Source organism: Candidatus Izemoplasma sp., assembly GCF_982632705.1.
In genome coordinates this window covers 1-11999 of record NZ_CEXEES010000048.1, presented here as the reverse complement: position 1 = coordinate 11999, position 11999 = coordinate 1, and the positions used below count along the sequence as shown (strand labels likewise).

The 11999-nt window shown below is 32.7% G+C and carries 9 protein-coding genes and 1 other annotated feature; of the genes, 7 read left to right on the top strand and 2 right to left on the bottom strand.

The window, feature by feature from the left end:
• The first annotated feature begins 42 nt into the window (after window positions 1–42).
• From yaaA to AC2LE6_RS06745, 7 genes are all read left to right on the top strand, one after another.
• Window positions 43–255: a S4 domain-containing protein YaaA gene (gene yaaA / locus AC2LE6_RS06775; protein ID WP_484478507.1), complete on the top strand. Its 213-nt coding sequence runs from the start codon at window positions 43–45 to the stop codon at window positions 253–255.
• Window positions 255–1358, top strand: a complete 1104-nt coding sequence (gene recF / locus AC2LE6_RS06770) for a DNA replication/repair protein RecF (RefSeq protein WP_484478506.1) — start codon at window positions 255–257, stop codon at window positions 1356–1358. The genes yaaA and recF overlap by 1 nt, the downstream gene beginning before the upstream one ends.
• On the top strand, window positions 1342–3444 hold the full coding sequence (gyrB, locus tag AC2LE6_RS06765; protein WP_484478505.1) for a DNA topoisomerase (ATP-hydrolyzing) subunit B: 2103 nt from the start codon (window positions 1342–1344) through the stop codon (window positions 3442–3444). Before recF ends, gyrB begins: the two co-directional genes overlap by 17 nt.
• Before the next feature lie 11 nt (window positions 3445–3455).
• Window positions 3456–6233, top strand: a complete 2778-nt coding sequence (gene gyrA, locus AC2LE6_RS06760; protein WP_484478504.1) for a DNA gyrase subunit A — start codon at window positions 3456–3458, stop codon at window positions 6231–6233.
• A 63-nt stretch (window positions 6234–6296) separates the two neighbouring features.
• The gene (locus AC2LE6_RS06755; protein WP_484478503.1) at window positions 6297–7832 is read left to right on the top strand and encodes a diguanylate cyclase domain-containing protein; all 1536 of its coding nucleotides are present in this window, start codon (window positions 6297–6299) and stop codon (window positions 7830–7832) included.
• A gap of 40 nt (window positions 7833–7872) precedes the next feature.
• Window positions 7873–8051, top strand: a binding site (T-box leader).
• Between the two features lie 37 nt (window positions 8052–8088).
• Window positions 8089–9363 (top strand): serine--tRNA ligase, encoded by a 1275-nt coding sequence (gene serS / locus AC2LE6_RS06750; protein ID WP_484478502.1) that lies wholly within the window; start codon window positions 8089–8091, stop codon window positions 9361–9363.
• Window positions 9364–9372: 9 nt separating this feature from the next.
• Window positions 9373–10758 carry a M17 family metallopeptidase gene (locus AC2LE6_RS06745; protein ID WP_484478501.1) on the top strand — a complete coding sequence of 462 codons (1386 nt, stop codon included), beginning with the start codon at window positions 9373–9375 and terminating at the stop codon, window positions 10756–10758.
• A gap of 9 nt (window positions 10759–10767) precedes the next feature.
• Here the strand turns inward: AC2LE6_RS06745 and AC2LE6_RS06740 are convergent, their stop codons facing one another.
• Window positions 10768–11190: an HIT family protein gene (locus tag AC2LE6_RS06740; RefSeq protein ID WP_484478500.1), complete on the bottom strand. Its 423-nt coding sequence runs from the start codon at window positions 11188–11190 to the stop codon at window positions 10768–10770.
• Window position 11191: 1 nt separating this feature from the next.
• Window positions 11192–11851, bottom strand: coding sequence for an HAD-IA family hydrolase (locus tag AC2LE6_RS06735; RefSeq protein ID WP_484478499.1), 660 nt, complete (start codon window positions 11849–11851; stop codon window positions 11192–11194).
• Between the last annotated feature and the right edge of the window lie 148 nt (window positions 11852–11999).

Below are 11999 nucleotides of genomic sequence, written 5' to 3'. Positions count from 1 at the left end.
ATATATACATAATAATAATATATATGAAAGAAGTGTGGTTATATGAACAATGTGAAGATAACAACCGAATACATAACGTTAGGTCAATTTTTAAAATTAACAAACATTGCATCTTCAGGAGGTCTAGTGAAAGCGATTCTAGCTGAATACAAAATATCAGTGAACGATACTCCAGACACAAGAAGAGGTAAAAAACTATACCCTGGTGACAAAATTACGATCAAAACAATAGGAGAATATAGAATTACCAAATAATGAAAATAAAAACACTAAAACTAGAGAATTTCAGACTCTATGAGGACGCATCAATCAATTTTAACCCACAAACGAACATCCTTGTTGGTAAAAACGCTCAAGGTAAAACAACAATCATAGAAGCCATCAACGTTATAGGTTTAACCAAATCTCACAAGACAAACAAAGATAGAGACATGATACAAACACACAAGGAACACTCCAAAATCAATGCTCTTATCAATTTAAAAGAAAAACATATACAATTAGACATAATTCTTTCAAAACTCGGTAAAAAAGCAAAATACAACCAAATAGAACTAACAAGGTTGAGTGATTATATTGGGCAACTAAATGTTGTTATGTTTGCTCCTGAAGATTTAGATTTAATAAAAGGAAACCCCCAAAATAGGCGAAAATTCCTTGATTTGGAAATAGGACAAATATCAAAAGAATACTTACACAACCTACAAAATTATAAAAAAATACTAAAACAACGTAATGATTTACTTAAAACAATGCAAAAAACTAAGAAACAGGATTTAATGCTTTTAGATATAATTACAGATCAATTAATCACGTACTTAGAACTCTTAGTTATCAAAAGAAAAGTGTTTATAGAAGAAATAAATAAACATGTTAATGTGATATACAAAAACTTGTCTAAAGAAGACAATAACTACAAAATCACATACTTACCTAGTTTAGATAAAAACTACAAAGAAGAGTTTAGTGCCAAATACCAGTACGATATTATTACAGGTACTACTAATTTAGGAATTCACAGAGATGACATAGAATTTCACTTAAATAACCATTTAATAAAAACACATGGATCACAAGGTGAACTTAGAACCGCAGTGTTGTCAGCAAAATTAGCTCTAGTTGAGTTTATTCACCAACACAAAGGTATTTACCCTGTTTTACTACTAGATGATGTATTGAGTGAATTAGACGAAGAGAGACAAAATAAACTATTAACATACATAAACAACAAAACACAAACAATAATAACAACAACCAATATTAAAGATATTGATTTAAACAAAATAGATAACTACACAATATACGAAGTAAACAATGGTCGTATCAAGGAGAGTGACAATTATGGAAAACACATATGATTCTAGTAATATACAGATACTAGAAGGACTAGAGGCAGTAAAAAAACGTCCAGGTATGTATATCGGTTCAACAGGTCCAAGAGGGCTTCACCACTTAGTTTGGGAAATAGTAGATAATTCTATTGACGAGGCTTTAGCGGGCGTAGCAACAATTATTACAGTAGAAATTTTAGAAGAAAACATAATTAGAGTTGTAGATGATGGACGTGGTATCCCTGTGGATATCCATCCAAAAACAGGACTACCTGCGGTTGAAACAATTTTAACCACTCTACATGCTGGTGGTAAATTTGATAACAGCTCATATAAAGTTTCTGGTGGATTACACGGTGTTGGTGCATCTGTAGTTAACGCACTGAGCGAGTGGATGGAAGTTGAAATTCATAAAAACGGCCAAAAATATACCCAAAGATACGAATACGGATTTACAAAAACAGAACTAATCAATCATGGTCCGTCAGATAAAATGGGTACAATCATCACATTTAAAGCTGATCCAAACACTTTTAAGGAAACAACAGTATATGAATACGAATTACTAAGAACACGTGTTCAACAATTAGCGTTCTTAAATAAAGGTGTTACAATTGAAATCAATGATTTAAGAGGAGAGAATAAAACCTCTAAAGACCAAAAGGACGCCAAAAAGAACTTAGATATATTGTTTAGTAAAGCTCCGAAAAGAGAAGATTTTATTGGGGCTCCAGGTACTCCAGAAGGAATACAAGCAAGAAATCAATTTAGTACAGCAAAAGCGATTTTTCTAAAAGAAAACGATGAAGAATTAAAGAAATTAAAACAAATAATAAACAGAAACGATTACCACATCAACCAGTACATGTACGAAGGTGGAATTATGGAGTATGTTACATACTTAAATAGATCTGCTGAAGCACTACATGAAGACGTTATTTACACCGAAGGTGAAATTGATGGAATCGTTGTTGAAATAGCAATGCAATACAGTACAAACTACTCACAAAACATCTTCTCATTCACAAACAATATCAACAATATTGAAGGTGGAACACACGAAGAAGGATTTAGAATGACATTAACAAGGGTTTTAAACAATTATGGTAAAAACAAAAGTATCTTCAAAAAAGATGAAGCCTTAGTTGGAGAAGACACTCGTGAAGGTCTTACTTGTATTATTTCAGTTAAACATCCAGACCCTCAATTTGAAGGTCAAACGAAATCAAAACTAGGTTCTACTGAAGTTAGAAAAATAGTTGCGAACATATTAAGTGAAGGGTTAGATCGTTACTTACAAGAAAACCCTAATGATGCTAGAATCGTAATTGAAAAAGCATTGATGGCTTCTAGAGCACGTCTAGCAGCTAAAAAAGCAAGAGAAGCAACAAGACGTAAATCCCCATTAGATGGATTAGGTTTTGCCTCTAAATTAGCGGATTGTCGTTCAAAAGATCCAAGTAAATCAGAAATATACATAGTCGAGGGAGATTCAGCTGGTGGTTCTGCAAAACAAGGTAGAGATAGTGAATTTCAAGCGATTTTACCACTACGTGGGAAAGTATTGAATGTTGAGAAAGCTCGATTAGATAAAATATTAGGAAACAAGGAAATATTATCGTTAATACAAGCATTTGGATGCGGTATAGGTGATGAATTCAATGTAGATTCAACAAAATATCACAAAATCATTATCATGACCGATGCGGATGTTGATGGGGCACACATTAGAACACTATTATTAACATTCTTATTCCGCCATATGAAGCCTTTGATAGAAAATGGGTATGTGTATATTGCACAACCACCATTATACAAAGTGCAACAAGGTAGAAAAATAGAATATGCATACATAGAAGAACAATTAGAGCCATTATTAAAAGAATTTGGATCTAGATATACAATTCAACGTTACAAAGGTCTAGGAGAGATGAATCCTGATCAACTATGGGAAACAACAATGGATCCTTCAACAAGAACGTTATTACAAGTTACACTAGAAGATGCTATTGAAGCAAATGAAGTATTTAGCATGCTAATGGGAGATGAAGTAGCTCCTAGGCGAGAATTTATCCAAACAAATGCACTTTACGTGCAAAATTTAGATGTTTAGGGGTGAACTAAATGGAACTTAATACATATGATAAAGTAAAAGAAATTAGCATATCTACAGAAATGAAAACATCGTTTTTGAGTTATGCAATGAGTGTAATAGTATCTCGTGCACTTCCCGACGTACGTGATGGGTTAAAACCTGTTCACAGAAGAATTTTATATGGAATGGAAGAGTTAGGGGTATATCCTGATAAATCATTTAAGAAATCTGCACGTATTGTAGGAGATGTTATGGGGAAATATCACCCTCATGGTGATACCGCAATATACGATGCAATGGTACGTATGGCACAAACATTCAGCTATAGATACCCTTTAGTTAACGGACACGGTAACTTTGGAAGTATAGATGGTGATGGTGCTGCAGCAATGCGTTATACAGAAGCGAAAATGATGAAAATTACTACAGAAATGCTTTCAGATTTAAAGAAAGACACAATAGACTTCGTGGATAACTACGATGGTTCTGAAAGAGAACCAAGCGTAATGCCTTCAAAATTCCCTAACTTACTAATGAATGGTGCAACTGGGATTGCGGTAGGTATGGCAACAAATATACCTCCACACAACCTGACAGAACTTATTAATGGTATCTTAGCTTATATGGGTAACCACGATATAACAGTAGATGAACTAATGCAGTACATTCCTGGTCCAGATTTCCCTACAGGGGGAACAATAATGGGTCTAGGAAACTTAAAACAAGCATATGAAACAGGTAATGGTGCAATAAAAATGCGTGCTAAAACAGAAATTGTGGAAGCAAAATCAGGAAAAAAATCAATTATCGTTACTGAAATTCCTTACCAAGTTAACAAATCAAGATTAATTGAAAAAATAGCAGAATTAGCCAAAGAAAAACGTGTAGATGGAATCACGGATTTAAGAGATGAATCTAACCGTAAAGGAATTAGAGTAGTAATTGAGCTAAGAAGAGATGTAAACGCAGAAGTTACATTAAATAACTTGTTCAAATTCACTCCACTTCAAACAACATTTGGAATTAATATGCTTGCATTAGTAAACAACCAACCAAAAGTTTTACCACTAAGAGATATGTTAATGCACTATGTAAACCACCAAATAGAAGTTTTAACACGTAAAACTATCTTTGATTTAGCAAAAGCAAAATCAAGAGCACACATCCTAGATGGATTATTGGTTGCATTAGACAATATCGATGAAGTAATTAAAACAATTAGATCATCTTACGATGACGCTGAAGAACAATTAATGACAAGATACTCTTTATCTCAAGAGCAAACTAAAGCAATCTTAGAAATGAGATTACGTCGTTTGAGCGGTTTAGAAAGAGAAAAACTAGAATCTGAATTAAAAGACTTAAAAACGTTAATAAATGAACTAGAATTCATATTATCTAGCGAAGATAAAAAAGAAGAATTAATTATTGAACAATTAGAATACATAAAAGATAAATTCGGAGACGAAAGAAGATCGGAAATCAACTCAACATTAGATTTAGACATAGAAGACGAAGATTTAATACCAAGAGAAGACGTAATTATAACAATCACTGCAAGTGGTTATTGCAAACGTATGAACCTGGAACACTATAAAACACAAAACCGTGGTGGAAAAGGAATGACAGGTATTAAAACGAATGAAGATGACATGGTAGAACATATAATTAATACATCTACTCATGATTTCATACTGTTCTTTACCAATAAAGGTAGAGTTTATAAGATGAAAGGATACAAAATCCCTAGTTATGGTCGTTCTTCTAAAGGATTACCAATTGTAAACTTGTTAGATATGGATGAAGATGAATCATTAGCAGCCGTAGCAAGAATAGAAGATTTTGAAAATGAAGACTTCCTATTCTTTGTAACAAAACAAGGTATCGTAAAACGTACTCCTGTTCAAGATTTCCAAAATATTAGAGTATCTGGTATCAAGGCAATTAATCTAAGAGATGAAGATGAATTACTTGGTGTAAGACTTACAAATGGACACAGAGACATAATCATGGGTGCTTCAAATGGGAAAGCAATTAGATTCCACGAAGAAACAGCTAGAGCAATGGGACGTGTCGCATCAGGAGTAAGAGGTATACTACTTCATGAAGGTGAATGTGTAGTTGGGTTTGCTGTAGTAACAGAAGATATCAATCAAATTCTTGTTGTTACAGAAAACGGATACGGAAAAAGAACAATGATCGATGAGTATAGACAGCAAAACCGTGGTGGTAAAGGTGTTAAAACACTTCAAATCACCGATAAAAACGGTCCACTTGCTAAACTACGCTCTGTTGTTGGTGATGAAGATTTAATCATCACAACAAACAAAGGTATGATTATTAGGTTACCAATTGATCAAATAGCACAATCTAAACGTTCTACTCAAGGTGTACGTTTAATTAAACTAAACAAGAACCAAAAAGTAGCAACAATCGCAATAGTACCAAAAAGTGATGATGAGTTTGATGAAGAGTTAGAAAACAATGAACTAACAATCAACGAAACACCACTTGATAAAACACCACTTCTTGAAGCTACAAATGAGAATCAAGAATCTGTTGAAGACAAAGTTGACGAGGAAGTAGCTACTTTAGATTCAGAGAAGAATGTAGAAGAACCATCAAATGAAGTGATAGTTGAAGAACGGGACGTAGAACCAATTAAAGAAGAGCCTAAAGAAGAGAAAAAAGAAGCTCCAGCTCCAATAATTGAAGAAATTGTATCTGAAGAAGAAATCAAGCAAGAAGAAGATACAGATGAAGAAAATGATGATTTAGAACAATTAGGGTTTGATTTAGAGTTTTAATAGTTTAAAATAAAAAGGGTAAAGTTTAATTTACCCTTTTTTAAATACACGAGGTGAGAGAAAATGGATTCAGTAATAATTGTTATATTGATGGTAGTAGGTTTTGTATCCTTTCTACCAGTTGTAAGTCTATATAAGTCTTCAAAAGATATGAAGTATAGATGTCTAAAATTCCTTATGAATACTACGTTCGCATGGACACTTTTAATCCTTGTTGAGAGATTAAGTAGTACAAAAGAGGTTATTTATTATGCACATATGCTAGGATACCCACTTAAGTTTTTACTATCAGTGTTCTTATTGTGTACAATCTATAATTATGTGGAAAAAAAGTTTCCCAAAATACTGTATTATATCCTAGGAGCGTTATTCTTAGGAGAATATGTTTTAGCAATCACCAATAATCAAACAAACTTCTTATTAAAACTAAACCTAGATGAAATTAATTCATTTAAAGATCTTTATACAGCTGATAAAGGTTCACTATTTATCCTTCACTTAGTCTTAACGTACACAGTTGTTCTAACATCAATTGTATTTATGGTTGTATTTTTATCCAAAAACAAAGGTGTTAGACACTATAAATCTGTTACAAGAACGATGATGTACAGTGCTTTAATAGTACTTCTATTCAATTTGGTACAATTAATCGCAGACGTTACAACTGTTGATTTAACATATATATCACTTGTAATAGTGACTTATGCACTTTATCAAGTAATTTATCATCAAGATATGATTTTCAATTTAAGAACATCAGGTAGAGGAGAAATCCTATCGAATATGAGAGAAATGTATATAATCACCGATCAAGAGAAAAGGATTGTAGAAGTATCTCACCTGTTGAAAACCAAATATAAAATTATACAAAAAGATTTTCAAGGAAAACCGCTAGATTCACTGCTTAAAACCTTGAGTAGTCAAATTGTATTTTATGAAGAATATGATGTTGAAAAAGATAATCACCCTGATAAAGATCATTTCCATTTACGTGAAAAGAAGTTTACACTTAAAGGAATTAATGATTTTGGGTATATGGTATTAATGTATGATGAGACTCAAGTATTCAAACTATTAAGAGAGTTAAATCAATTAAGTAACTATGACAACATGACAGGATTACATAATCGTAACTTTATAGAGAACTATCTACAAACACTTTCAAGCGAAACCAATTACAGTGTACTCTCACTTGACTTAAACGGTCTAAAAGCAAATAACGACTATCTAGGGCATGAAAGAGGAGATTTTCTTCTAAGGGAATTGGCATTAAAAATGAAAGAAGTTATGGCAGCCTATCCAAACCAGGAAATGGCTAGAATTGGTGGAGATGAGTTCATTATAGTACTTAAAGATGAACCAAAAGAAACCTTGAATAAAATCAAATCTGACATATTAGAGCTTTGTAAGGCAAATAATATTCTTGATCGAATTTCAGTGTCAATTGGTGTTGCTGAAAAAACATCAAAAGATGAATCTATTTATGATTTAATCAAACGAGCAGACGAAGATATGTACTTAATGAAAAGTAACACATCAAAAGAGTATTCTAAAGAAATCGTTAAATATGCAACAAACAAAGATGAATATATCAGATAACTTTATTGACAAAGAAAACCGATTTTGTTATTATCAAGACAACAATACGTTGAAGAGGCTAAGTAGTATAACTGTCTATCAAAGAGAATTAGTGGTGCTGTAAACTAATATAGACAATATATGAAATCTACCTTTGAGTTGGACCAATCATCCACGGGTTGTACCGTTATATACTTCGAGAACCAATTAAGGTGGTACCGCGACTATGTCGCCCTTTGCTAAGGGCGGCATTTTTTTATTATAAAGGAGGAATAATATGTTAGATATTAAGCAACTAAGAGAAAACAGTGAGTATATGATTGAACTTTTAAATCGAAGAGGGGGAGACTTCTCCTATTTAAACGAGGTTCTAGCGAAAGATGAAAGACGTCGTGAAATCATTACAGAAGTTGAAAAAATAAAAGCACTTCGAAATGAAACATCTAAGAAAATAGGGCAATATAAGAGAGAAAAGAAAGATGTTAGCGCAATTTTAGCTGAAGTTGACAACATTGGCTCTGATATTAAAAACAAGGAACAAGAATTAAAGGAACTTGATCAATTCATTAAAGATCAATTATTAATAACACCTAATTTACCTCATGAGGATATTCCTGTGGGAATGACTGAAGATGATAATAGAGAAATCAAAAAAGTAGGAACTCCAAGAGTATTTACATTTGAACCAAAACCACATTGGGATTTAGGTACAGATTTAGATATTTTGGATTTTGAAAGAGCCAGCAAAATTACAGGAAGCCGCTTTACTGTGTACAAAGGGTTAGGTGCTAGATTAGAACGAGCACTTATCAACTGGATGACTGATTTACATACTCACGAGCATGGATATACGGAGATAATCCCTCCATATATTGTTAATGGAGAAAGTATGTTAGGTACGGGACAATTCCCAAAATTTAAAGATGACGCATTCAAAGTTATGGATGATAGAGATCTTTACTTAAACCCAACAGCAGAAGTACCAACAATTAACATGCATAGAAACGAAACACTAAAAGGTGAAGAACTACCTATTGAATATACAGCGTTCACAACTGCATTCCGTCAAGAAGCGGGATCTGCAGGTAGAGATACCAGAGGAATCATTAGACAACATCAGTTCAACAAAGTAGAACTTATTAAGTTCACAAAACCTGAAAACAGTTATAAAGAACTAGAAGTTATGATTGTTCAAAGCGCTAAAGTACTTGATTTACTTGAGTTACCATATAGAATAGTTGATTTATGTACAGGGGATCTAGGATTCAGTATGAGAAAAACATATGATATCGAAGTTTGGTTACCTTCATATAACACATACAGAGAAATAGGAAGCATTAGCAACGCAGAAGATTATCAAGCTAGAAGAGCAAATATCAAGTTTAAAAGAAACAAAGATAGCAAACCAGAGTTTGTTCACACACTAAATGGAAGTGGATTAGCAGTGGGTAGAACTGTTGTTGCAATTATGGAAAACAATCAACAAGAAGATGGTACAATAATAGTACCAACGGTTTTAGTTCCATACATGAGAACTAAGCTAATAAAATAGGAGGGTATCATGGTAGATATTAAAGAACAAAAGTCATTTGATTTATTACAAGAAGAAAAAGACATTGTTATAGCAAATAATCCTAATCACGAATTATCACAAGAATTAAACAAATTACTAGAAGGGGTTTTTGACTCAGTAACTGAGCCATTCACCACTATTTATACATTAGGTAAAATTAAGGCTAAAAGAGTACATGTAGTAAATTATGCAAAGCTTATGTGTAATTGTAAAAAGGATAAAATTTACAATAATATCGCAGCCTTAAAAGAAGATGTAGTAGTTTTAGTAGATACATTTGAAACTGACAAATACTTACAAATTATGCAAGATATGAGTGAAAGAATTTTAACTAAAAACTACGTATTCAATACTTACAAATCAAAAAAAGAAGAAAAAAGTGAAGATTTCTTCTATTATGGAGAAACTAAAATTTATGATGCTGTTAAAAAAGGATATGTATATGGTGAGAGTATCAATAAGGCAAAAGAATTAGTTGATACACCTTATAACTATCTAAACGCAGAACAATTAGCTGATTTTTCAAAGAAACTTGAAGAATTAGACAACGTCACTGTAACAATCCTTGACAAAAAAGCCATTGAGGCAATGAATATGGGAGCTTTCTTAGGTGTTAATAAAGGCTCGTTAGATGAACCAAAACTAATTTACATTAAATACCAAGGACTAGAAAAGTGGGAAAATCCTACAGCTTTAGTTGGAAAAGGTGTGATGTATGATACAGGTGGTTATAGTCTTAAAGGGCCAGCACATATGCCTGGAATGAAAGTTGATATGGCAGGTAGTGCTGCGGTAATTTGCTCTATGAATGCTATAGCAAAACTAAAAGCAAAAGCTAATGTAATTGCTATTGTAGCTGCAACAGATAACCGTATTGGGGATAAGGCAATTGTTCCCGATGACATCTTAACTGCTGCATCAGGAAAAACTATTGAAGTAATCAGTACAGACGCTGAAGGGCGATTAACTTTAGCAGATGCTGTGTGGTTCGCTCAAAAAGAAGGATCAAAAAAAGTAATAGACGTTGCTACCTTAACGGGTGCGATGGTTGCTGCACTTGGAAAAGAATATACAGGAGCATTTACTAATGATTCAGAGTTCTTAAAAGAATTCAAAGTAGCAACAGAAAAAACGAAAGAACCAATATGGGAAATGCCTATAAATAAAGGGTATCACAAGGAATTAGAATCAAAAGTAGCTGATATCAAAAACAAAGGTTCAAGATATGCAGGAGCAAGTCAAGCAGCTGCATTCATTGAAGAGTTTATTGAAGAAGGAACAGCTTGGATTCATTTAGATATAGCTGGGACTGCATCAAATAAACAAGGTGGTACAGGAGTTATGGTGAAAGCTTTCACAGAATTATTTTTATAAAAAAAAGCGCTATTTAGCGCTTTTTATTTTGTCTTTTATAGAACTTACTAAATCCAAGAAGTATTCAGTATCATATTCTCCATAATGATTTACAGTACTTAAAACCATTCCATCATCCTCATAACGTGGGATTAAATGAATATGAAAGTGAAATACACTTTGTAGGGGTTTGTCATTGTTGTTGACGATGTTTAACCCAATAGGATTAAACGCTTCTTTTAAAGCATTTGCAATCATCGGTACAACACTAAATATATTTCGTGCTGTTTCATCATCTAACTCATAAATGTTTTTAACATGTTTTTTCGGAATAATTAGGGTATGTCCCTTTGTTCCTTGTGTTATATCTAAGAAAGCAAGTATATGATCATCTTCATATAATTTGTGTGATGGGATGTCTCCCTCAATAATCTTGCAAAAAATACAATCCATATTACCCCTCCTCTATTTCGTTTAATACTCTATATATATCTTTCATCTCACTTAACATATAATCTGGATTGGCTTCAAGTAAATACTCGTGTCCTTTTAGACTCCAAGAGACCCCTGCGCTATATATACCAGCATTTTGTCCGGCCTTTATATCACCTTTGTTATCTCCAATCATTATTGCCTTTCCATGATTTGGAAACTTTGCAAGAGCGACATCAATTGGGTTTCTATCTGGTTTTGGGTTCTCGACATGATCTAAGGCAACAAACCCATCAAAAATTTCTTCTAAACCATAATAGGTAAAACTTGGCATTGCAGCTTCTTCAAATTTGGAAGTTACAATACATAAATTATAGCCTTTTGTTTTCAAATCAACTAAAACTTCTTTTACATCAGGATAAATCTCAAAATTACCCATTTCATAATCAATGTAGAAGGATCTGTAATCTTTAATCATTTGATCAATAACAAAGGGACTTTTCGTATAATTACCAAATGTTTGCTGTAACGTTGGTCCAACGAAAGTTCCAACGATGTGATCATCTAAAACTACTTCAGGTAGGTTTACCTTAAAAGTGTGTTTGAAACTCTCAAAAATCACATGGTTTGTATCTATTAATGTTCCATCTAAATCAAATAAAATTGTATCCAATTTCTTCATTATTATCACCCAATAATATTGTATCACATTTGTTTTAAAACAAATACTTATTATAAAAGAATTGAAATATTATAAAAAAGGTGTAAAATAGGTATCGTTAGGAGTGATATTATGGCTAGTATTATCAATGAATTAAAAAGTAAAATCG

What these genes read in the sequence shown, in the direction of transcription:
- yaaA (WP_484478507.1), top strand. Translation starts at nt 43, where the DNA reads ATGAACAATGTGAAGATAACAACCGAATACATAACGTTAGGTCAATTT.
- recF (WP_484478506.1), top strand. Translation starts at nt 255, where the DNA reads ATGAAAATAAAAACACTAAAACTAGAGAATTTCAGACTCTATGAGGAC.
- gyrB (WP_484478505.1), top strand. Translation starts at nt 1,342, where the DNA reads ATGGAAAACACATATGATTCTAGTAATATACAGATACTAGAAGGACTA.
- gyrA (WP_484478504.1), top strand. Translation starts at nt 3,456, where the DNA reads ATGGAACTTAATACATATGATAAAGTAAAAGAAATTAGCATATCTACA.
- AC2LE6_RS06755 (WP_484478503.1), top strand. Translation starts at nt 6,297, where the DNA reads ATGGATTCAGTAATAATTGTTATATTGATGGTAGTAGGTTTTGTATCC.
- serS (WP_484478502.1), top strand. Translation starts at nt 8,089, where the DNA reads ATGTTAGATATTAAGCAACTAAGAGAAAACAGTGAGTATATGATTGAA.
- AC2LE6_RS06745 (WP_484478501.1), top strand. Translation starts at nt 9,373, where the DNA reads ATGGTAGATATTAAAGAACAAAAGTCATTTGATTTATTACAAGAAGAA.
- AC2LE6_RS06740 (WP_484478500.1), bottom strand. Translation starts at nt 11,190, where the DNA reads ATGGATTGTATTTTTTGCAAGATTATTGAGGGAGACATCCCATCACAC.
- AC2LE6_RS06735 (WP_484478499.1), bottom strand. Translation starts at nt 11,851, where the DNA reads ATGAAGAAATTGGATACAATTTTATTTGATTTAGATGGAACATTAATA.